The sequence below is a fragment of the Mobiluncus porci genome (genome assembly GCF_009695935.1).
GTDB classification, from domain to species: domain Bacteria; phylum Actinomycetota; class Actinomycetes; order Actinomycetales; family Actinomycetaceae; genus Mobiluncus; species Mobiluncus porci.
Genome location: NZ_VUMY01000001.1, coordinates 23488 through 46089, shown reverse-complemented (window position 1 = coordinate 46089; position 22602 = coordinate 23488). Strand labels below are relative to the sequence as shown.

The 22602-nt window shown below is 56.3% G+C and carries 18 protein-coding genes, 1 tRNA gene and 1 pseudogene; 5 read left to right on the top strand and 15 right to left on the bottom strand.

Features of this window, described 5'->3' with window-relative positions:
- Positions 1–107: 107 nt before the first annotated feature.
- Positions 108–1706, bottom strand: coding sequence for an ABC transporter substrate-binding protein (locus FYJ63_RS00215; RefSeq protein WP_154542617.1), 1599 nt, complete (start codon positions 1704–1706; stop codon positions 108–110).
- A gap of 254 nt (positions 1707–1960) precedes the next feature.
- On the opposite strand from FYJ63_RS00215, the gene FYJ63_RS00210 reads away from it, so the two are divergent.
- Positions 1961–2662: a FadR/GntR family transcriptional regulator gene (locus tag FYJ63_RS00210; protein WP_154542615.1), complete on the top strand. Its 702-nt coding sequence runs from the start codon at positions 1961–1963 to the stop codon at positions 2660–2662.
- Here the strand turns inward: FYJ63_RS00210 and FYJ63_RS00205 are convergent.
- Positions 2659–3633 carry an acetylxylan esterase gene (locus tag FYJ63_RS00205; protein WP_154542612.1) on the bottom strand — a complete coding sequence of 325 codons (975 nt, stop codon included), beginning with the start codon at positions 3631–3633 and terminating at the stop codon, positions 2659–2661. The two genes, FYJ63_RS00210 and FYJ63_RS00205, sit on opposite strands and share 4 nt — an antisense overlap.
- A 12-nt stretch (positions 3634–3645) precedes the next feature.
- Entirely contained in the window at positions 3646–5346 is a 1701-nt protein-coding gene (locus FYJ63_RS00200; RefSeq protein ID WP_154542610.1) for a glycoside hydrolase family 13 protein, read from the bottom strand.
- Between the two features lie 49 nt (positions 5347–5395).
- On the opposite strand from FYJ63_RS00200, the gene treY reads away from it, so the two are divergent.
- The gene (treY, locus tag FYJ63_RS00195) at positions 5396–7918 is read left to right on the top strand and encodes a malto-oligosyltrehalose synthase (RefSeq protein ID WP_154542608.1); all 2523 of its coding nucleotides are present in this window, start codon (positions 5396–5398) and stop codon (positions 7916–7918) included.
- Positions 7915–9864 carry an alpha-amylase family glycosyl hydrolase gene (locus tag FYJ63_RS00190; RefSeq protein WP_154542605.1) on the top strand — a complete coding sequence of 650 codons (1950 nt, stop codon included), beginning with the start codon at positions 7915–7917 and terminating at the stop codon, positions 9862–9864. Before treY ends, FYJ63_RS00190 begins: the two co-directional genes overlap by 4 nt.
- Positions 9865–9934: 70 nt before the next feature.
- On the opposite strand, the gene FYJ63_RS00185 is transcribed toward FYJ63_RS00190, so the two are convergent.
- Together FYJ63_RS00185 and FYJ63_RS00180 are read right to left on the bottom strand one after the other, a co-directional pair.
- Positions 9935–11128, bottom strand: a complete 1194-nt coding sequence (locus FYJ63_RS00185) for a glutamate--cysteine ligase (protein ID WP_154542603.1) — start codon at positions 11126–11128, stop codon at positions 9935–9937.
- Positions 11125–11868 (bottom strand): glutamine amidotransferase-related protein, encoded by a 744-nt coding sequence (locus tag FYJ63_RS00180; protein WP_154542601.1) that lies wholly within the window; start codon positions 11866–11868, stop codon positions 11125–11127. Before FYJ63_RS00180 ends, FYJ63_RS00185 begins: the two co-directional genes overlap by 4 nt.
- A 190-nt stretch (positions 11869–12058) precedes the next feature.
- Here FYJ63_RS00180 and FYJ63_RS00175 point away from each other — a divergent pair.
- Together FYJ63_RS00175 and FYJ63_RS11050 are read left to right on the top strand one after the other, a co-directional pair.
- Positions 12059–12781: pseudogene (locus tag FYJ63_RS00175) on the top strand (lantibiotic protection ABC transporter ATP-binding protein).
- Complete coding sequence (locus tag FYJ63_RS11050; protein WP_229769820.1) at positions 12768–13760, top strand: ABC-2 family transporter permease; 993 nt, start codon at positions 12768–12770, stop codon at positions 13758–13760. Before FYJ63_RS00175 ends, FYJ63_RS11050 begins: the two are co-directional and overlap by 14 nt.
- A gap of 176 nt (positions 13761–13936) precedes the next feature.
- On the opposite strand, the gene FYJ63_RS00160 is transcribed toward FYJ63_RS11050, so the two are convergent.
- The 10 genes from FYJ63_RS00160 to FYJ63_RS00115 form a co-directional block, all read right to left on the bottom strand.
- Positions 13937–15037, bottom strand: a complete 1101-nt coding sequence (locus tag FYJ63_RS00160; protein WP_154542597.1) for a RodZ family helix-turn-helix domain-containing protein — start codon at positions 15035–15037, stop codon at positions 13937–13939.
- A 356-nt stretch (positions 15038–15393) separates the two neighbouring features.
- Positions 15394–15639, bottom strand: coding sequence for a hypothetical protein (locus tag FYJ63_RS00155; protein ID WP_154542594.1), 246 nt, complete (start codon positions 15637–15639; stop codon positions 15394–15396).
- 149 nt (positions 15640–15788) lie between these two features.
- Positions 15789–15862: transfer RNA gene (locus FYJ63_RS00150), tRNA-Pro, on the bottom strand.
- 75 nt (positions 15863–15937) lie between these two features.
- The gene (gene der / locus FYJ63_RS00145) at positions 15938–17464 is read right to left on the bottom strand and encodes a ribosome biogenesis GTPase Der (protein ID WP_154542592.1); all 1527 of its coding nucleotides are present in this window, start codon (positions 17462–17464) and stop codon (positions 15938–15940) included.
- An 83-nt stretch (positions 17465–17547) separates the two neighbouring features.
- The gene (gene cmk / locus FYJ63_RS00140; protein WP_154542590.1) at positions 17548–18273 is read right to left on the bottom strand and encodes a (d)CMP kinase; all 726 of its coding nucleotides are present in this window, start codon (positions 18271–18273) and stop codon (positions 17548–17550) included.
- Positions 18274–18334: 61 nt separating this feature from the next.
- Positions 18335–19543: a prephenate dehydrogenase gene (locus FYJ63_RS00135; protein WP_229769819.1), complete on the bottom strand. Its 1209-nt coding sequence runs from the start codon at positions 19541–19543 to the stop codon at positions 18335–18337.
- Entirely contained in the window at positions 19543–20271 is a 729-nt protein-coding gene (locus FYJ63_RS00130) for a pseudouridine synthase (RefSeq protein ID WP_154542588.1), read from the bottom strand. Before FYJ63_RS00130 ends, FYJ63_RS00135 begins: the two co-directional genes overlap by 1 nt.
- Positions 20264–20899: an SMC-Scp complex subunit ScpB gene (gene scpB / locus FYJ63_RS00125; RefSeq protein WP_154542586.1), complete on the bottom strand. Its 636-nt coding sequence runs from the start codon at positions 20897–20899 to the stop codon at positions 20264–20266. Before scpB ends, FYJ63_RS00130 begins: the two co-directional genes overlap by 8 nt.
- The gene (locus FYJ63_RS00120; protein ID WP_154542584.1) at positions 20896–21753 is read right to left on the bottom strand and encodes a segregation and condensation protein A; all 858 of its coding nucleotides are present in this window, start codon (positions 21751–21753) and stop codon (positions 20896–20898) included. Before FYJ63_RS00120 ends, scpB begins: the two co-directional genes overlap by 4 nt.
- The gene (locus tag FYJ63_RS00115; protein ID WP_154542915.1) at positions 21743–22585 is read right to left on the bottom strand and encodes a ParA family protein; all 843 of its coding nucleotides are present in this window, start codon (positions 22583–22585) and stop codon (positions 21743–21745) included. The genes FYJ63_RS00120 and FYJ63_RS00115 overlap by 11 nt, the downstream gene beginning before the upstream one ends.
- Positions 22586–22602: the final 17 nt, after the last annotated feature.

The following is a 22602-nucleotide window of genomic DNA, read 5'->3' as shown; positions in this document are numbered from 1 at the left end:
CCCGATTGTGTGACTGGGAGGGGGCGGGGAAACCGTCCCCTCCCAGCGAACCGTTATTCAGTTGTAGTTCTCAGGCTGAGAACCGTGGAGTTTTATCCAAAAGAGATTTACTTGACGCTCACTCCGACCGCTTCCAAACCGGTCGTGCCGATGGCCTTGAAGTCTGAGACTTTAGCAGGGTTGTAGCCGGTAAGCATGGTGCGGTGGAACAAGGGGTAGAGCGGCACCTTCGCGGAGATGAGGTCTTGGACCTCGCCCCACTTGGCTTTCGCTTCATCTCCGGTCAACTGCTGGGCGGCTTGGATGCCGTCAGCAATCTGCTGGTAGCCTTCCGGATCGGACTTCTGGAAGCCGGTGCGCTTCTGGGTCCAGACATTGTCACCGTACCACCAGTTGATGATGATGCCGGGGTCGGTGCCGAACACGGAGGGATCCCCCGGAGCCAACACCACGTCGTAGTCGGTGCCTTCAGCATCGGTTTGAGCGTACACATCAGCCGAAGCCACGGAGGTCACGTTGACCTTCAGTCCGGCGGCCTCCAGGTTTTGCTTCACCAGCGGAGCCAACTGGGCAATCCACGGGTGGTCGGTGGTCAGCAAGTTGACGGTCTTTCCAGCGACACCAGCGTCAGCAAGCATTTGCTTGGCCTTCTCGGCGTCGTACTTGTACTGGGTGGCAGCTTCCTTGTAGTCAGGGTTGGACTTTGGAAGGAAGGAAGTAGAGACCTCAGCCTTGCCGTTCAAGGTCGAATCGATCAAGGTCTGCTTGTCGATAGCGTAGTGGAAAGCCTGACGCACTTCGGCCTTGTCGAAAGGCGCCTTGGTGGTGTTGAACATGAGGAACGGGTTGTTGTATCCCGGGACCTCATCAACCTTCCAGCCCGCACCCGTCAACTGGTCAATAAACGGGGCCGGAACGGATTCCATGATGTCAATCGTGTTTGCCAAAGCAGCGGTCAAGCGGGCGTTGTCGTCCTTCAAAACATCCCAGTGCATCTTGGAGACCTTGGCCGGATAGGGCCCGTTGTAGTTCGGGTTCGGTTCGGCGTCCAAAGCGGTTGGGGAGATGTTGGTGTACATGAACGGACCGGTACCAATCGGCTTGGAGGTCAGTTCATCAAAGGTGGCGGAAGTGGGAACCACCTTGATGTCAACCAGGCGTTCCTGCAGGGCACCAAAGGGGTACTTCGTCTTAATGGTGACGGTCGTGTCGTCCTTGGCGGTGATGGAATCGACGAAATCGAAGAACTGCTTGTAGATACTCTCTACCGGCTTTCCGTCGGCTCCAGTTTCACCTTCCACAATGCGCTTGAAGGAGCTCACCACGTCCTCAGCCTTGACGTCTGTACCGTCTGAGAACTTGGCTCCGTCGCGCAAAGTCACTTCGTACTCAGTGTCCGAAACCTTGGTAGGCTCTCCCTTAGCCAGCGCCGGATACACCTTGTAGTCCGCCATATCGAATTCATACAAACCTTCCACAATGTGCCAGTTAGTGCCCATGGCCAGAGCGGAAGACGTGTTGGAGGGGTGATAGTTCGTGGTTTCGTACATCACACCGAGATTTAAGGTGCCGGTGGGTTTACCATCGGAACCTCCTGCGTTGTCGGTTTTGGGGGCAGTTCCACCACCGCAAGCGGTCAAAACAAGGGAGCCAGCAGCAGCTAAGCAGGCTAACGCCACAAGTTTGCTTTTCTTAAATGAATTCATACAAATTCTCCTCGTCGAGTTCGTGGTAATCCCGAATCAGGATTAACATTAAACTACCACTTCTCCACTTGTCTGACAAGCATTTTAAGATAATCATTTAGAAACTGCTTAAAAGTGCCTATTTCCAACGATTTTTTCAAGGACTCGGCATTGAGTATCACCAAATAAATGTGAACCCACACCCGTTCTTTCACACAAGTCAGACAAATTTAGGTATATTTCACCTGTAAGGAACTGACGACAAGGAAGTCCTCATGGTGAAACCAAAAAAGCCTCACATCGAGTCAGCTAATGCTGCCGAGCAAATCAAATCTCTGATTTTGTCCCAGGGTCTTCACCCTGGCGATCCGTTACCGGCGGAGTCCGAGCTTTGCCAGACTCTGGGGATTTCCCGTTCCTCGGTGCGCGAAGCCTTGAAACACTTGGAAGCGCTCGATATTGTCCAGATTCGCCGCGGAGTGGGCGGTTTTGTAGGGCCTCTGTCCATGTCCGCTTTGGTGGAAACCTTGGCTTTCAAAACCATTCTGCTGGCAGGAAACGATCTCCAGGCGCTGCGCGAGGTCGTGGCGGTGAGACGCTATTTGGATATGGGACTTGCGGAACAAACCTGTAAGGCGCTGAAAGGGAACCCCCAGCCAGGACTGGAAACGCTGGTGCAACTCATGGTGGATAAAGCCGCGGCGGGCAAGACCTTCCCCGAGGAAGACTTCGCTTTCCACGATGGAATGCTGGCACTTTTAGGCAATGACCTAGTGCGACAGTTGGTAGCCGCGTTCTGGAGGGTTCACGTCGCCGCGATCCCTTCGATGGCTCCTCCGAGTGTCGAGAGTCTCACCGAGACGGCTGCCGCGCATTCCGAAATGTTGACTGCGGCGATAAACGGGGACGTAGAAGCCTACCTTCGGGCCGTCACCAAACACTACGCGCCAGTCTTTTCCGCCCTCAACCTCGCTTAGCTGAATTGCTCGAGCCAACGGTGTTGCTTCAGCAGATGGTGCAACCCCACGCCCTCGTGTTTCGCAAACGGATAGACCACAATCTCCTTGTTTTCATTAGCCCACACATTGAAGATTGAGTAGACGCAGGAGGCGGGAACGTACTCATCCATGAGGGAAACCGAGAAATAGGCCGGCGCTTTGGCGCTGCGCGCGAAGTTCACCGCATCGAAATATGACAAAACCTCGGTAACGAGCGCTACTTTGTCCGGCTTCACCCTAAGGTAGCGCTCCAACTCTCTGTAGGGGTTCTTGTCAGCAATGGTTACTCCGTGCATGAGGTTCCCCAAGAAAGCCACATCCGGCATTCCGGCGCGAACCGCAGGATGGGCCGCGCTCACAATCGACGCCAATCCCCCACCCTGGGAACGTCCGGCACAAAAAATCCGATCCTTATCGACAAACGGCAAAGAGAGCACAACGTCAACCGCCCGCATCGCGTCAGTGATGAGACGCCGATAATAGTAGGTACTTTTGTCCTCAATACCGTCAGTAAACAGACCCAACGCGTGGGGCAACACCGGATGCGGGTCGGGAGTGTCGCCACCGCTTCCCCAGTCCCCGCCTTGACCGCGGGTGTCCATTATGAAATGCACATAACCGCTCATGGGCCAAAACGGCATTTCCCCGGGGATTCCGCGACCGCCCCCGTAGCCAAGATACTCGACCACAATGGGCTCTCCCGAAGACTTCGTGAAGCCCGGTTTCCCCGCCAACCAGCCTTTGATGGGATCGCCTCCGAATCCGGGGAAAGTAACATCGTAGTATTCAATCGCCTCAATAGGCGTGTGCGCCCTCTCCAGCTCCATTTGTGTCGGAAACTGGCGGGCTTGCCGCAGGGTTTCAGTCCAAAAAGCTTCGAAATCCGCGGGCTGCTTCACTTCCTGGGGGTCATAGACTTCCAGCTCTTCTTGGGTTAAATCGGTAAACATGATGCTTCTTTCTCAAGATGCCAGCCCAGCTCCGGAGGTTTCCTCATTCCAGACCGTGGCTTCAGTTCGAAACCACACGGTGGCGTTAGATGCCAAAGTCACGGCTCCGGTTTCGCTGTTCTCCGGCAACACGTTATCACCAGAAGCGAGGATAATGTGCGCTTCAGTGGGGAGATCCAATCCCTGACCCGAAGCATTCATCCAACAGTGCAGCGAGCCATTGCTGAATCCCAAGATCCGCGGCGGCACCTCATCCCAAGAGAACTCGCCCCGCCCCAGCCTCATTTCGCGTCGAAGCTGCAGGGCCTCTCGATAGAGCTGCAGCGTCGAATTTGGGTCTCCCGCTTGCACATCGGCGCAAAGGTCTTCCCAGTCATGAGGTTGCGGCAGCCACGGCTGGCCCTTAGTGAACCCGTAGTGAGGCTCTCCGCTTTCCCACGGCAGCGGCACCCTAGACGAGTCCCGCCCGCGCACCAAGTGATTGCTGCGCTCCCAAGTCGGGTCTTGACGGAGGCTATCCGGCATGGTCGTGAAATCAGGCAGCCCCAGTTCTTCGCCCTGGAAAATATAGGCCGAGCCTGGCAGAGCCAACATCATCAAAGCGGCCGCCCGCGAGCGTTTGAGACCAATCTCCCAATCCGGTTGCGGGTCGGTCTCCCCCACGCCCCAGGCCAAAATAGCCCCTGGCGGATAGCCCATGCGGGTCCGCGATCGCAACTGGTCGTGGTTGGCTAAAACCCAGGTCGGACTGGCTCCCACGGAGCCTTCCGCCTGCATGGATTCATTAATAATTTGCCGGTACATCTTCGCATCAAAAGGACAATGCAGGAAGTCGAAGTTGAACACTTGATGCATCTCATCACTTCTCGCATACGCTGCCGCCCGCGTCCGCGGCCGAACCCAAACCTCTCCGACCATAACCCGCTGCGGCGAATACCGATCCAAAAGGTGACGCCACTTCCGGTACACGTCGTGAACCTCGTCGCGGTCATAGTAGGGCTGATTGGTGTAAGGGCCGTTCGCGTCGGGAAACTCCCAACGGTTTAACCCCAGGGCATCATCGGGATAGCCGGGGTCTTTGAATAAGCCATGAGCCACATCTACCCGAAAACCGTCTACCCCCTTATCGAGCCAAAACCGCAGAATAGAGAGGAAATACTCTTGAACCTCCGGATTTTCCCAGTTCAAATCCGGCTGCTGCTTGGCGAACAAATGCAGATACCACCAGCGCTGGTCCTCGGCTTTACCGGTGAGGTCTTGCACCCGCGTCCAGGCGCTGCCCCCAAACATAGAGCCCCAGTTATTGGGCGGATTCTCGGAATACCGAAACAGGTAGCGGGAGCGTGCCCTTGAGCCGGGGGAGCCTCCGAGGGCTTCTTGGAACCAGCGGTGGGACCAAGAGGTGTGGTTCGGCACCAAGTCGATGATGACTTTCAGCTCGTGGGTGTGAGCCCCCGACAGCAACTCGTCGAAATCCTGCATCGTGCCGAAACTCGGGTCAATGTCTTCGTAGTCCGACACGTCATAGCCGGCATCGAAAGCGGGGGAAGGATAGATGGGGCTAATCCAGATCGCATCCACTCCCAAATCCGCTAAATACGGCAGTTTTTCAATGATTCCTTGCAGGTCTCCGATACCGTCGTCATTGCTGTCACGGAATGACCGAGGGTATATCTGATAGATAACAGCATCTCTCCACCATTCTTTTTCCATGCTTTTAACCTATCGAACCTGTAGGCTAAAAGACGGAGGAAACCACTTTATGTCATCGCAACCGGCTTATGATCATCTTCCCCTTGAGGGAAAACGACGCCCCGTAAACACCTATCGTCTCCAGCTCACACCCGATTTTCGCTTCGAAGATGCTGCCGGGTTGCTGGACTATCTCCAGAACCTCGGGGTCACGGACCTATTTCTCTCCCCGATTCTGCAGGCCGCTCCGGGCTCCACTCACGGCTACAACGTGGTGGATCACTCGCGGGTTTCGGAAGACTTGGGCGGAGAAGAGGCCTTTATCGACCTCGCCACCCGCGCCCACGAGGCTGGCCTCGGGGTCGTGGTGGATATTGTTCCGAACCACATGGCCACGCCGAAACCGATCTATTACAACCGACAAATGTGGTCGGTGTTGCGCTACGGGCCGGACTCCCCGTTTGCCAAGTGGTTCGACATAGACACGGGTGGCGATCCGCTGTTGCTGCCGATATTGGGAAAACCCATCGGGAAAGTTTTGGAAGACGGGGAACTGGAACTCGTGGATCTAGATGCCGGTTTGGCTCCCGGGTTGGAGCCCCAACGCGTCTTGCGCTACTACGACCACGTTTTCCCGCTGGCGGATGGAACTGCCGACTTACCGTTGGAAGTCCTGTTGGAGAGCCAAAACTACCGTTTGGCCTATTGGGAAATCACCAATGAGGAACTGAACTATCGGCGCTTTTTCGACGTGGGAAGCCTCGTGGGTTTACGGGTCGAGGACCCGGAAGTTTTCGAAGCCACTCACGCTAAAATTTTTGACCTAGTGGAGCGCGGTTTTATTGACGGGCTTAGGATTGACCACTCCGATGGTTTAGCGAATCCGGCAGAATATTTTTCTCGGCTCCGCAAGGCCACCGGCGGACTCTGGACCGTGACAGAAAAAATTCTCGCTCCCGACGAGGAGCTTCCTCCTTCGTGGCAGATTGCTGGAACCACGGGCTATGATTGCGCGTTTCGGATTGGCCAGCTCGGGGTAGAACCCCGCGCCGCCCTGCCCTTAGGGGCATTAATGCGCCGCCTCACCGGCGATGTCGTGACCGACTATCCGGCAGTGGTTCAACAGGCGAAACGCGAGGTTTTGGAAACTTCCCTGCAAACCGAACTCTATCGGCTCGCCAACCTGGCCTACACCGTGTGCGACTCCGATATTCGCTTGCGCGACACGAGTTTCCGCGCTTTGCGAGACAGCCTCACGGCCCTCATCGTGGCCATGCCCCAGTATCGGACCTATTTTGTCCCCGGCGAGACCCTGTCTTCCTCCACCGAGGCCGTGTTGGCGACCGCAGGAGCAGCTGCTCGCGACGAGCTTCCTCCTGAAAGGCACGACGCCCTAGACATTTTGTTGGCGCTACTGATGGGCAAGCCGATTGGGGCGAACCGCGTCAGTGAGATGGAGGAGCTGGCTTCCCTCCAGATTGGTTTCCAACAAGTGTGCGGAGCCACGACCGCCAAGGGCGTGGAGGACACCGCTTTTTACCGCTGGACGCATTTGACGAGCCTGTGCGAAGTGGGAGGTGAGCCCGCCTTCTTCTCGATTAGCCCCGAAGAGTACCATTCTTGGGCTAAACAGATGCAAGAACAGTGGCCGTTAGGGATGACGAATCTTTCCACCCACGACTCTAAACGCAGCGAAGACGTCCGCGCCCAGATGAGCATCATTAGCCGCTATCCCCACGATTGGGCGACTTTGGTCGGAGAACTGCGGAAAGTGTCTTTGAGTTACCGGCCCGCAACCTTGCAGGGCGCGATTGAAAACTTGATTTATCAAACGGTGGGAGCCACTTGGAGTCCCGACGGCCCTATCGAGGCCGAGCGTTTAAAGGAGTACATTCGTAAATCGGCTCGGGAACAAAAGCAGTGGACCAACTGGGTCTCCCCCGCCGACGACCTCGAACGGGAGACTTTGGAGTTTGCGGCAAATCTCCTGGCCGACCCACTCGCCGAAGAGCTCTTCGAGGGGTGGTTTAGTTCCAATCGCGAAGAAATCCTCGGCGCGATTTTGGGAGCGAAAGCTTTGCAACTCATGAGCCCGGGGGTGGCCGACACCTACCAGGGGTGTGAGACTTTGCGGTATTCCCTGGTTGATCCGGATAATCGCCGTCCGGTGGATTTTGCTGCGCTTGCCAAACTGTTGTCGCGGTTGGATGACACGGGCGAATCCGCGTCTTTGCGCGAGAAAAAGCTCCGCTTGACCGCAAATTTACTGCGTTTACGCCGTGAGCTACCCGAGGTTTTTGCTTCCCCCGAGGGAACCTACCAGCCACTGCCCTCGACCTCGAGTTCCCTAGTGGCTTTCGGGCGGGGAAAATCCGCGGGTCTCCAAGTTTTGTGTCTCGTAGATTTGGATGGGCCTTCACCTCTTGGGTCAAAGGCTTCTCCGCGCTCTTGGCATAATGCCGGCGTGGTTCTCCCTGAAGGCTCCTGGATCTCGGTTTTCAGTGGGAAACATTTCTCAGCGGGAGAAATTTTGCTCGATGACTTGTTTGCCGAGTTTCCGGTGGAAGTGCTGCGTTTGGGGTCAACTTCATGAATCCTGCTTCCGGTTTCACCCCTCGGGTGTGGGCCCCCGAGAAAACCACCGTTGAACTCATCATCCAAGTCGCCGGTACCGGTTTGGGAGACCAAGCCGAACTCGCGGAGCCAATAAATCTGCCCCCGTCCTTAGCCTTTTCCGGAGAACACCGACGGGTGACGATGCACCCCATGGCAGGCGGCTGGTGGGAGTCTCCCGAGTCACTAGCCCCGGGTGATTTCTACGGGTTTTGTCTCGACGGAGGGCCTTTTCACCCCGATCCGCGTTCCCGTTTCCAACCCGAAGGGGTCCATTCCTGGTCGGAAGTGTGGATTCCGGATTCAGCTTCTCGGGAAGTTCCTAAATCCCCAGAGAGTTCGAAAGGTCCGGAGAATCCGGAGGTAAAGGAGGCACGGGAGGCACGGGAGGCACGGGAGGCGCCTCACCGTGCGACCACGACGGCTCCAGGCTCGGACTTTAGCGAATTGCTTGGCAAAGTGTTCTACGAGCTCCACGTCGGCACCTTTACGCCCGAAGGCAGCTTCGCGGCTGCCGCCACAAAACTAGCGGACTTGAAAGCTCTTGGCGTGGAAGTTGTGGAGCTCATGCCCTTGGCGGCCTTCGAGGGCGACCGCGGTTGGGGCTATGATTCTTCGGATTTCTTCGCTCCTTTCGCTCCCTACGGCACGCCCCCAGAGTTGACAGACTTTGTTCGCGCCGCCCACGAATTGGGCCTCGCGGTGTGCCTGGATTTGGTTTTGAACCACGCTTCGGCGCGCGGCTGCTACCTTTCCGCGTTTGGCCCCTATTTTTCCTTTGATGAAACCCTGTGGGGTGACGCTTTCGATATTCCAAAAGTTTCCGGAGAATCTAACGAAGCTCTGGCATTTTTGACTGATTCTGCCCTGTGGTGGTTGGAGGCGTACGGGTTTGATGCCCTGCGTCTCGATGCCATCCACGCTATTGATGCGCCGCGAAGAAAAGTCCTGTTGGACGCGATTGCAGCCCAGTTACCGGCTCTGGAAGCGCGCAGCGGGCGGCGGCGAACTCTCATCGCTGAATCCGATTTGAACGATGCCGGTCTCTTGGAGGAGCTTCACCTGGATGGGCTGTGGGACGATGATTTTCACCACGCCCTCCACTGTCTTTTTACCGGTGAGTCTGGCGGCTACTACGCGGATTTTGCGGATCGGGAGGCTTTCACCAAGGTCATGGCCGAGGTGTATTTCCACAATGGAACGTTCTCGACTTTTCGGGGACAAATCTGGGGCGAGCCAGTCTCTCCGCGCCTTCCCCGGGAGCATTTTGTGGTCTTTTCCTCCAACCACGACCAGGTAGGGAACCGTGCTCTTGGGGATCGCCCCGTGTCGTATCTTCCCTCTATTTCGGTAGCGGCCCTAGCGGCGTTGACCTTGCTTTCGCCGTTCACCCCGATGCTATTTATGGGAGAAGAATTTGGGGCGCTAACCCCGTTCCAGTTCTTTGCTGACCCTGAAGGAGAGTCGGATGCCATCGCGATTCGCGAGGGACGGGCGGAAGAGTTTTCGCGGATGTGGACCGATTCCCTCGGCTCCAAGGCCGGGGACACTTCGGTTCTAAATCTCCCCGACCCCACTGATATCGAGGCTTTTCGCGCGTCAAAACTGGACTGGAGCGAAGCCGAAACTCCGCGCGGTGAGGCTTTTCGGCGGTGGTATTTCGATTTACTAGCTCTGCGCCGCCGCCAACGAGCCGGAGAGTTCTTGTCAACAAGCGCAGCGCTGCCTTCCGCGCGCTGGGAGGGGGAGGTCTTGGTCATGGAAAACGCGGGGATTTCGGTTCTCGTGAATTTCGGCGAGATTCCCCTCGCGGCCCAAGATTCATTAATGGATTGGCAAGATTATGCGCCCGCCTCCGAGCCACCGAACCTCTCCCCCGAGGCCACAAAGCAAGCGCCCACGCAGCTCCTTGTACTAGCACTTTGATTAACCGATAAATAAAATATAAAGAATATAAAAGCTACGCTGGTTCCATGATGTAGGTACGCTTGGATTATCAGCTAGAGGTTTTTACTCCCACACCGTGGTCACCCGGTACGGTCAAATCCACAGTTGAGGGATCTAGCGGATGTCCGGCGCGGAATTCCTGCCGCATTAGCTCCACCACGGATTCCAGGTTCCCATTTAGCTGTTGGGCCGCGCGTTGCCGCTCATAGCCGACTCCGACAGCCACAATCTTCTCCCAGCTCCCCAATTCCTCCACACAACCCAGATTGGCAGCCACCGGCTCGAGCTCAGCCAAAAGCACCGGAATAGCTTCCCGAAGTGCCCTTTCTTCTCCTCGCGAGTTTTCGATTATCACCGCGTCTAAGCCATAGCGTGCCGCCCGCCACTTGTTTTCATCCACATACCAGGCCGGCAATTGTGGAAGTTCCTCCCCCGCGTCGATTCGCCGAGAACCCCACTCCACCAGGCAGTGAACCAGCGCCGTCAAGGCTCCCACTTCCAAAAGGTTCGTGGAGGCATCTGCTACCCGCACTTCAATCGTCCCGAATTTGGGAGCGGGGCGAATATCCCAGCGAATCTCGTCAAAGTTATCGACGATTCTGGCGCGTTTCACGTCCTCAACATAGTTTTCAAATTCCTCCCATTCGCGGAGAAGATGGGGTGTCCCTGCGGTGGGGAGCTGTTGAAAAACCATGGCGCGATTGTCGCAGTATCCCGTGTCAATCCCACCCCAAAACGGGGAAGACGCGCTCAAAGCCTGTATGGCACCAAGATGTGTGAGTAAAAATCCCAGGATCGGCAACACTTTTTTCCGGTCTTCAATCCCCACATGGACGTGAGTTCCGAAAAGCAGCATTTGCCGACCCCAGTATTGGGTGTGCTCAACGAGTTTCGCGTACCTTTCCGAGTCGGTGACTTTCTGATATATGGGGTTGGCAAACGGGTGGGAGCCAGCACTGGCAAGTTCCACGCGCATCGGTTCCAACACCGGAGCCAGCATCTCAATGCCCTCACTCATATCCTCCAAACATTCACGGACACGGCGGCGCGGCCTCGAATTGATCTCCACCGTATTGAGAAGCATCTCCTTGTGGAGACGTTTCTGTCCCTGATGTCTAGAATTGATTTCCTTGAGGACTGATTCCGCGCATTGACGCAGATTGAGGGTGTCTTTATCGATAAGTTGCAGTTCCCACTCCAGCCCCAGAGTGGACCGTTCCGATTTCGCAAAATCCAGGGTCATTGACGGTACCTCTCCACGAAAGCCGAAATAATCTGGTTCGCCCCGCTCACCTCGGCGGCGTCGCAATAATCCCAGAGTTCTTTTGCTTTGGCCGCGTCAAAGTAGCTACCGGTGTAGAACTCCAGACGAATGTGCATAGCCGTGTTGGTGATTTCGGGATGAAATTGGGTGGCATAGATGTTGTTTCCAATCCGCATCATCTGTACTGGACAAAAGTCCGCTTTGAGGAGCACTTCTGTGTTTTTCGGGAGTCTACCCACGGAATCCTTGTGGCCGATGAAGGCGCGCAACGAACTGGGCAGTCCTCTCGTAACTGGGTCAGAGAGTCCCTGCTCGGTTAGAGTGAGTTCCGGGGCGTAGATATCTTCAGCAAATTCTCCGGTCAGTGTGCCACCTCCGGCCAGAGCCAAGGCATGCATCCCGTAGCAAAATCCGAGAGTTGGCTGGTCTCGCTCAATCAGCCGCTCCCCCAGTCGCAGGGCGCGACGTTCGATACGGCGGTGATCTTCCGGTTTCCCCGTCTGTTCGTCGAGAAAGCCATATTTTGAACCGCTGATAAACACCCCCGCGTAGAGGTCCAAATCCAGGTCCTCAGGTTCCGGCGAGTCCGGTTTTCCCAACTCGATAATCTCAAAGTCTGTTTCCGGATTCAGCCCACCAAGGCGTGGAATCTCCAGTTTCTCGCTGTCAAGAATCGCCCCGGGTGGTCGGCACACCGCGAACAGAAAAGGCTTGGTCATGATTAAAAAATATCGGAATCTGGCTTCCCCTGCCAGCGGTGGCTAATCGCCGAGAGAATCCAGCAGAGACCGCGCTCTATCCCTTGAGCAAATTTTTGTTCCCCAAATGTTCGCCGTCTTTAGGGTTCCTTTAAAAACCTGCGTCACACTGGCAGGTGTCAGCAAAGGTTTCGAGAAATAGGAGCGAACCATGACAGACTTTATTCTAGAAACGCGGCAACTCGTCAAGAAGTTTGGACGCGGAACTCGCTCCCAAATCGCAGTAAACCAGGTCTCCCTGCACGTGGAGACGGGAAAAGTCTATGGACTGCTGGGACCAAACGGCGCCGGAAAGTCCACGACTCTCAAGATGGTCACCGGCATGTTGCACCCCACTGCTGGAGAGATATTATTCGACGGCCACCCCTGGGAGCGAAATGACCTCTACCGAATTGGGTCCCTGGTGGAGCAGGCTCCCCTCTACCCGAACCTCACCGCCAGAGAAAACCTGAAGGTCCGGACCATTCTCTGGGGCTTGCCCGAGTAATGAATCGATACGGTACTCGAGATGGTGGGACTTAGCAACACCGGCAAGAAACGTGCCGGACGGTTTTCGATGGGAATGAAACAGCGGCTCGGGATTGCCTTAGCGCTTCTAGCCGACCCGCAACTGTTGATTCTTGACGAGCCCACCAACGGCCTCGATCCGATCGGTATCGAGGAACTGCGCGGGCTGATTCGGAGCTTCCCGACAATGGGAATCACTGTCCTCTTGTCGAGCCACATTCTCGGGGAAGTTCAACAAACCGCCGACATCGTGGGGATTATTGTGGGCGGAAAGCTCGCTTATGAAGATGAACTGCACGCGGGACAAGACCTGGAGGCGCTGTTCATGGACGTGTGCCGGAAAGGAGCCCCAGATGAAATCCGCTAACGAAACTGCGCGGGTCTGGAAGCGGCCCGGCTTTGGCTCACTGCTCCGTGCCGAGGCCTTGAAATCTCGCCACGCCGCGCCGGGTAGGCTGGCAGTCATCCTCGCGCTGCCTTTCCCGCTCGCAGCCCTCGCCATAGCCATTTTGATTCCACCAATCGGGCTCATCTTTGCCCCGTGGAACTACTGGTATGCACTATTGATGCCGGTGACGATTTCCCTGGTCACAGCCCGCAGTCCCGTTTTGGCCCGCTTTTCCACCAACCGCCACCATCATGCTGCCCACCGCCTTCCTGCCGGTGCTTCCCAGCGGGGAACCCGCGAGCGCCGGGATGTCTCTTGCCGAGTCCGTATCCGACGTCGGATTAGTCGCAACGGCCCTTGTCGTTTCCGCGGTGTTCACGGCGCTGCTGTCGTTGGCGGGAGCGCGTTGGCTTGCGAGATCGGAGGAACTCCGATGAGAGAAAGTCAGCAAACTTCTGTCCAGAGCAGACCTCGAATCACTTTGGCCAGGGCTCTTCGCGCGGAAAACCTGCGCTTGCGCCACTCCCGCCTGATACCTTTGCATCTCGTCTGCGCCTTGGGAGCGGGAATAACTTGCGGGACATATTTCGCGATTTCACCATGGCATCCCGCCATGGGGTCAGATGCGTTTGTCCAACTTCTCGGCGCGATGATGCCGCTGATGGCGGGGATTATTTGCGGCCTGGATGCCGACACGGAAGGCACGGACACAGCCTACGCTAATTTACTGGCGATGCCCTCGCGGATCAGGATTTTTACTGCCCGCGTCGGGACATTGCGGCTGAGAAGTGCCCTCGCTCTCGCCCTGGCGGTCGCCACATTTGCCGTTATATTGTTACTGGCGGGTCGGCAAACGCTCGGACTAGAGGCCTGGGCGGGTGCCATCGCGGGACTGGCGTTTGGAAGTATTCCGCTCTTTAAAACCACGCGTGGAGTTGGGTACAAATGGCAAAGCTGAAACTCAGCAATATAGCGAGTGAATCGGGTCAGATCTTCGGCGCCCGTGCCGTGATTGCTTTGCCTCTATCCTGAAGCGCTACCAGAGAAGCTGAGCCCCGAATCAGCAATCGGGATTAAACGAAGAACCCGCCTCGCGGCGGGTTTTCGTATGGTCTCTATTTACAGGGAATAGAGTTACTCGGCATCAACCAAGTGAGAGTTACGACGGGTCGTAGCGATGGCACCTGCGAGGAGAGCCACACCCAGAATCAGGGCTCCTGCGGAAAGCAGGGAGGCGTACTGGGCAATGGAACCGGTGCGAGCCAAGCCGCGGCTCAAGGTGCCAGCTTCGTTGACTGCCTGGGCGCGAGCCGGAGCCACGTTTTGCTGCGGAGCCGTCTGTACCGCACCTTGCTGGACAGCAGTGGCCGGAACCACATTGGCGTTCACGGAGGCAGCCTCTTCAGAAACCGCCGCGTTCAGAAGCGGGGTGGCTTGGCCGGGAACCAAGGCCGGACCGGCCGGTTCGGGAAGTTCAAACCACACAACTTGGGATTCCCCGTTGGCATTCGGAGCCGGAGGAGCGGTTTCAGTCTTTGCCATGGTCAAGAGCGGCGCCTCAGCTTGAGGATCGGGAACCACGACTTCGACCGTGGTATTGGGAACGACAGTGCTGTGACGAGGAGCCACGTAGGTAACCGGAACCACGGGAGCAGCTTTGACTTCAGAGGGAGCCGCAGCGGTAGTGGTGGTTTCTTCATCGGGCGCTACTTCGAAAGGAGCGGACTCAGCAGGAGCCTTCTCAGCGGGAGCAGCTTCTGCCGGCGCGTTTTCGGCCGGAGCGTTTTCAGCGGGGGCAGCTTGAACAGGGTCTGCCGTAGTTTCCGCAGGGGTGGTGGGCTCAGCAACTGTGCTGGACTTCTCCGCGGGAGTAGCCGTGGTGTCTCCGGAAACATTAGCAGTTTCCACACTGGGCTCCACTCCCGGAGCGGATTCTTCCGGGACTACTGTCTCGGCGGGAGTTTCATCGACAGGAGCAGCTTCTGTGGGAGCGGCCTCGGTGGCGGGGTCTGCTGAAGCTGTTTCAGCGGGCGCAGTCGTCTCCTCGGGAGAGATACCTTCCAAGCTGAAAGTATCCTCGGTTGCCGAGGTTGGTGCCGCTGAGGTGACTTCGATCGGCTGCGTGTCCGCTGCGCCCACCGTAGGGGTGTCGTAAGCGAAAGCGCCGGCGTAGCCCATCAGCGCGGCAATCATTAGACCGCCGGTGGCTGCATAAAGCTTATGTGAACTTTTCATGATAGAGACCTCCATGCTCTGTCGCGATACCCTGTATATCGCCTCGGGATTGCTCGCTATTCGAAGCTCTCTTTTCGAGCTTGAGTCGCTTCACAACCCACATAAATTAGTATAGCGTTTTCCCTTGCAAAATCTAGGTTCTCCCGCCTTTACAATCCTCCGTTTGTGCTGTCAAATTTTTCGGTTCATGAAGTTTTAAGCTCAAACTCAAGAGAATCTGCTGAATTTCAAGGGTTTAAAAGTTTAACAGCTGGTAAGTTAATGTTTGATATTATGACTAATCTCACATTTTAGGGCCAGGTCAAAATCGAGTTTTGTCCGAACAATATTCTGCGGTTTTCATTCAATACTCGATACTAAATAGCTACGACTTCAGAGTATTCCCACAGTTCAGAGTCATTTTTGGTGAATTGAACTTGGCAATCCCAGGCTTTTCCCCTGTCAATCGAAAAATATTCCCGTCGTGTCGCATAATTTTTCGAGATTGCATCCAGCCAAATTTCGGTTGGAAAATTCTTTACAAAACCTCGGGAGTCTTTCCAGGTTTCCTTCAGTCGGATCCCGCTTGCTCTCCTCCACGACAAATTCCCAGCCTTTTTCATAACTTCCTCCTCTCGTTCACCAGACGAACACTAAAGGAGGAATTGTCGGAAGTTGCGTTTTGACAATCCGCCAAAAAGACCCGCGAGACTTTACAAAGATTTAACGTTCAAATCGCGAGGCAGAGAACTAACGGACATACCCAAAGCTGTCGGGCTGACAGGATTTGAACCTGCGACCACTTGACCCCCAGTCAAGTGCGCTACCAAACTGCGCCACAGCCCGAATTGCCTAAAAAGGCAACAGGACAACTTTACACTAAACGCCCCGCCGAGGGAAACTTCGGCGCGGGTATCGACCCTAGCGACGCCGTTTTTCCCTTACTCTGACGCCGATTCTTACCGGAGAACCCACGAAACCGAAAGTCTCACGCAGTCTGCGCTCTACGAAGCGGCGGTACTGGGGATCGAGAAAGCCGGTAGTGAATAAAACGAAACGGGGAGGACAGACTCCCGCCTGGGTGGCATAGAGGATTCGGGGTTGTTTCCCGCCTCGCAAGGGATGGGGATGCGCCGCCACCAATTCCCCGAGAAAGGCATTGAGCCGCGACGTCGGAATCCGGGTTGTCCATCCTTCCAAGGCCGCCTCCAAAGCCCGCACGATACGGTTCGTGTGCCATCCGGTTTTGGCCGCAATATTGATTTTCGGAGCCCAATCCACGTGAGCCAGATCCGCAACCTGCTCCCGTTTCAGAACTTGTTGACGGTATTCGTCAACTAAATCCCACTTGTTGTTGACGATAACCAAAGCCCGTCCGGCCTCAACGACCTGGTTCACCACCTTGACGTCTTGCTCGGTAAGGGGCTCTCCCCCATCCAGCAGCACCAAGGCAACTTCGGCGTTCTCAATAGCCGCCTGGGTTCGTAGAACCGAGTAATAGTCTGCCCCCACGGTTTGCTTTATCCGCCTACGAATTCCCGCGGTGTCAACAAAAACCCACTCCTTACCCTCAAGTTCCAAGACCTCATCCACCGGATCACGAGTGGTGCCGGGAACCTCACTGACCACGGCACGCCCCGAACCAGCGAGACTGTTCAACAAAGAGGACTTCCCGACATTGGGGCGACCCACTAGAGCCACCCGCGGAGTGGAATCGGAGGGACGCTCCACGCGGTTCTCCCCCACTTCCGGCAAGGCCTGCACCAGCACATCCAGCAGGTCTCCCACCCCGCGACCGTGCAGCGCCGAGATGGGATAGGGCTCGCCCAATCCCAGGTTCCACAGCGCCGCCGCATCGGCTTCTGCCCGCTCGGAATCCACCTTATTCGCCGCAAGAATCACCGGTTTTTTCGAAGACCTCAGCAAGCGCATCATTTCTTCGTCGCTGGCGGTAGCCCCCACATTGGCATCCACCACGAAGAGAGCCACGTCGGCAAGACTGATAGCGATCTCCGCCTGTTGAGCCACCGCTTTGTCGAGTCCTTTTACTCCGACGTCCCACCCGCCGGTGTCAACCAGGTGAAAATCTCGACCATTCCACTGGGCTTCATAGGTGACGCGGTCGCGAGTGACCCCCGGCTCGTCAAGAACTACGGCTTCGCGCCGACCGAGAATCCGGTTCACCAAAGTCGATTTACCAACATTGGGTCGTCCCACAATCGCCACGGTCGGCCAGGAACTCGTATCTGGAGCGCCAAATGACAAATCTGTCTCTCCGGACAGTAGTGCCAGGTCTTCGGGTTGGAGCTCGTAATCCTCCAGGCCATCGCGCAACATTTTTTCCTGGGCACTTGCCTTGGCTTCATCCGCCGCAGTCCAGCTCGTCGCATTTTCGTCGCGTTGCCCGCCGACCTCCGCGTTTGTTTCGTTCTTCTCGAGCTCTTCCATAATTTCCCCCTCTTATCTGCGTTAAATCTGGCACAGGCGATCCGCCAGCCTAACGGATGGCCAAAACCGGTTCCGAAAAACTCTTAGTTGATGGTCTTATCAATCAGTTTCATTACCGCGTCCAGAGTCTCGGACACGTTCGTGTTAGTGGAGTCGATGGTAGTGACCCCGGAACCGGCTTCGAGAAAGTCAGTAACTTTCGCATCTTTAGCATCCCGATCGATCACCAGCGCGCGTTCACGATTGAGAGCCTCCCCCTCGGCGCTCCCCTGGTCTGCAATCGCCCGACGCTGCAAACGGGTTTCGGGATCGGCGGTGAGGAGAATTCTCACTTCGGCCTCGGGAGCCACCACCGAAGTAATGTCTCGACCCTCCACCACAATGCCGCGGGTAGATTCCCGGGCGGTTTTGATGATTTCTCGTTGTTTTTCGATAAGTGTTTTCCGAACTCCAGGGAGCGCCGACACTGCTGAGACTATCTCGTTAATATGGTCGGTTCGGATAGCGTGGGCGACATCGATTCCCTCCACAAAAAAACGCGGTGCGTGCGGCACAGCGTTTACCCTGAGGTCCATCGTTGCCACACTGCGTTCCACGGTGGAAGAATCGTCCGCGTTCAAGCCCTGGTGGTCAATCCACCAGGCTGCCGCGCGATACATGGCTCCGGTGTCGAGATAACCCAAGTCGAGGGCGGCCGCCACGTTCCTGGCAATGGTTGATTTACCAGAGCCGCTGGGACCATCAATGGCCACTACCAGGCCGCGACCCAAAACTGTTTCTCGCAAATTCTCATACTTCTCGTATTCCATAAGACACTTTCCACTTGCAAGGAACCCGTCATTGGTCCCCGATAATGAACTCTATCTTAGTCTAGAGACTCGCTACACTCCACCCTGCTCCCTGGAGATGAGCGGTAAGGGGCTCCACCGAAGCGGGGATAACGTAGATAATTGCCAAGCCGCGAGCCTGTCCCAAGGAGTGTTCCAGCCTAAAATCTTCGATGTTGATGTTGGCTTGACCGATTTCTTGGAACAGACGCCCTAGGAAGCCGGGCTCATCGGGAACCAAGACTGCTACCTGTCCGTATTGAGAAGCGGCATCACCGTGTTTGCCAGGGATGCGTCCCACTCCTTCGTTGCCCCGAGTCATGACGGTATTAACCGCACCAACGGCTGAGGTTGACCAGGGATCCGTAGGGGTTTCCGAGGTCGTTTGACCGGAGTCTAATCCGGCAATGAGGTCTGACAGATTGCGTTGCAGTTCTTCAAGAATGGTTTTTACTGCGGGAGCATTTCCCGAAAGGATGGCGTTCCACAATCGCGGGTCAGACGCCGCCACTCGGGTCACATCGCGCAATCCTCCTCCTGCGAGCTCCAGGGCTGTCACCGGCGCCTCAATCAGCAGCCCACCCATCAGGGAAGACACGAGTTGCGGGACATGAGAGACCAAAGCCACGGCTCGGTCATGTTCTTGCGGGTCTAGCGCAATCAGGAACGCACCCACATCGGTACCGAGAGTCCGTGCTGCCAGCACGGCTGCGGAAGAAGTCTTTTCGTGAGCCACAATGACCCAGGGGCGTCCCGTGAAGAGATCGGCTGAGGCTGCCCCCACCCCGTTGACTTCTTTACCGGCCATGGGGTGAACCGAACAATAGCGTGCGGCTGCTTCAGCAGCACTGGCCAAGACGGCCGAGACGATCGGGGTCTTTACCGAAGAGACGTCGAAAACCATGGCTGCGGGGAATTCCTGTAAAGAAGCCTCGACCACGTTGGCCGTGACATCGGGAGGAGTGGCCACCACTACCAGGCGAGGCGCGGGAAGTCCGGATTCCCAAACTTTTCCAGCCCCGAGGCTAGCGGCTAAGGAAACCGCGGTAGGAGAGGCATCACGGAGGTAGACTTCCACACCTTGGCGTGCAAGCGCCATTCCGAGAGAGCCGCCAATGAGACCCGCTCCGATAATCAACACCGGTCCTTTTGTACCTACCGTTACAGTTATCGGGGATTTTGTACCTATCGGTAAAGTATTTTCTTGACCGCTTGTTCCAACTTCTTGGTTTTCTTTATCACCCATAGTCATCACAAATCCACCAGTTCCTGGAGCTTGGCTAACTCGTCACCGTCCAGCAGACGGAACTGTCCTTCTTTGAGACCTTTTAAACCGAGCGGTCCAATTGAGATACGGGTGAGGGCGGAAACTGGATGCCCGACTTCGGAAAGTAGTCGGCGCACCACTCGATTCTTTCCGGAGTGCAGGGTGAGTTCCACAATAGAGGAGCCTTTTCGGACCTCAATGAGGCGGAATTTATCGACCTTCGTCACCCCGTCTTCGAGCTCCACTCCGCGTTTCAAAAGCTTGCCCAGCCCGGGTTTGACCTGCCCCTGCACAATCGCCACATAGGTTTTCGGGACCTCGTAGGACGGGTGGGTGAGCCGGTTTGCCAATTCCCCATTGTTGGTCATCAAAATCAATCCGGCGGTAGCGGCATCGAGGCGCCCCACGTGGAAAACCCGCTCGGGAAGTTTAGTGGCCCAATCCCCCAAGGTCGGACGATCGTCCTCCGGTTGCATCGTAGAAACCGTGCCCACCGGCTTGTAAAACGCCCACACCTGGAGGGTCTGATCGGTGTGAATTCGCTCCCCATCAACCGTGATTTTTGATTCCGGCGAAACCTTCAGCCCCATTTCGGTCACCGTTTCTCCATCGACTTTCACGTGCCCGCGCTTGATGAGGTCTTCGCTGGCTCGCCGCGAGGCCACCCCGGCCTGGGCCAATAACTTTTGCAGACGTACCGGCTCTTCAGTCATGATTGTCTCCTTCTGTTTGAAACTCCTGGGAGGAACGTTGAGTCTGCGCGTCCAACAGGACTTCCTCCGTTTCCATGGCAATAACCCTCGACAAATCGGGATTGGCTGGCACATAGGGAGCCAGCGGCGGCAACTCGTCGAGAGTCTTCAAGCCCGTCTGTTCCAAGAAAGCAGTCGTGGTCTCATAGAGAATCGCCCCGAGATTGGTTTGACCGCATTCCCCAATCAAACCGCGGGCGGCCAAGTTGCGCATCACCGAATCCACGTTTACCCCGCGAATCGCCGCCACCTGCGCCCGAGTACAGGGCTGTTTATAGGCCACGACCGCGAGGGTCTCCAAAGCAGCTTGGGACAGTTTCCCAGAGGAACCGGAGGTCACGAAACGCGACACTACCTCCTGGAATTGGGGCGCGGCATAGATGCGCCAACCTCCCCCGACTTCTCGCAGTTCAAATCCGCGGGGGCGTCCCCCGTTTTCTCCGCGATATTCCGCCGCCAACTGTCCCAAAACGTCTAGGACCTCGTCAGCAGGAACTTCCAAGGCCGTAGCCAAAGTGGCTACATCCGCGGGCGTTTCTGAAATCATCAGGATGGCTTCCAGACCGGCCAACAAATTGGTGTCACTCATTCCCACTCATCCTCTTCCGTATCAGGGACCGGCGCGTTCGATTTCCCCACCCAAGTGATAACTAACTTACCTAAAGGGGTGTCTTGTGTGAAACTGAGGCTCCCGTTGCGATACATATCCAGTAAGGCCAGGAACCGAGAGATAATCACCGGTAGGGTTTTCGCGTCTTTGATGAGTTCTTTGAAAGTCAGCGTGCGAGCGCGTTTCAGTCTTTCCGTAAGTACCCCGGTTTGTTCCGAGACGGAAACCAGCGGATCATGCAGGTGTGTCACCAAGACTTGGGGCGGGGCGGTGAAAATTGTGCCGGCGGCGCGGCGTGCCAAGTCCTCGGGGTCAATGGTGGTTTTGAGGGAGGCCAAAACGCCTTTCAAGATGGGGTCGCTGCCAGGGATGCGCGGGGCGGTGGCGGAATTTTCCTCCCAACGGCCCTCAATAAAGGCAGCCGCCTCTTTATAGGTTTGATATTGAATCAGACGCGAAATCAAAAGATCTTGGGCTTCCAGGAGCTCCAGATCTTCTTCGGTTTCCGCCTGGCCCGGAAGTAACCGCGCCGCCTTAATATCCAGCAAAGTCGCGGCAATAACCAGGAACTCGGTAGCTTGGGAAAGATTCGGAAATTTGGCTATATACTCCAGGAATTCCCCCGTGACCTCCGCCAAAGCAAAAGCGGTGATATCAAGTTTCCGTTTCGCGACCAGGTCGGCCAGGAGGTGAAAGGGGCCAGTGTATTCGGGGGTGTTGACTTCAAAAGCGGGGTTTTCTCCGTCATGAAGCGGCTGTGCTTCCGAATCTTCTAGCGCAGCGGAGTTTTCGCCCTCTTTACGGGTGGGGACAGTGGCGGAATTAGGCGACATATCCCTTAGCCATGACTTCCCGCGCCAAGCGCCGGTAGGCCTCGGCTCCCTCATGGGTGGGGGCGAATTCCGTAATCGGCTTAGTGGCCACGGTGGAATCGGGGAATTTCACGGTTCGGTGGATGACGGTGTCGAACATTTTGTCCTGGAAGGCCTCAACGAGCCGGTCACGCACTTCCTTGGAATGCAGGGTGCGAGAATCCACCATGGTCGCGAGAATGCCGTCAAGTTTCAGACGTGGGTTCAACCGGTCACGCACCGTGTTGATGGTTTCCATCAAAAGCGCCACCCCGCGTAGGGCAAAAAACTCCGTCGCGACCGGAATCATGACCCCGTGGGCCGCGGTCAAAGCATTCACCGTCAGAAGTCCCAGGGAGGGCTGGCAGTCAATGATGACGGCGTCGTAGTCGCTTTCCACTTCCCGCAGAATTCTAGCGAGGATGGATTCGCGAGCCACCTCGTTGACGAGCTGGAGCTCCGCGGCGGAAAGATCAATGTTTGCCGGAATAAGATCCAGGTTTTCCGTCCCCGTGTGGTGGATAACATCGCCCGTGGTCAGGTCGTGATGCGGACCGACCATCAGTGAATAGATAGTGGTATCGAGTTCGTGGCCGTTCACACCCAGACCGACCGAGGCGGCCCCTTGCGGATCGAAATCCACGAGCAGGACTTTGCGGCCATATTCCGCTAAGGCTGCGGATAGATTGATGGCGGTGGTGGTTTTCCCAACCCCACCCTTTTGGTTACACATCGCGATAATCCGCGCCGGACCGTGTTCCTCGAGCGGTTTCGGCTCGGGGAAATCCTTATCCTCCGGAGGGACTGGCATCATAGCGGGTTGGGATGTAC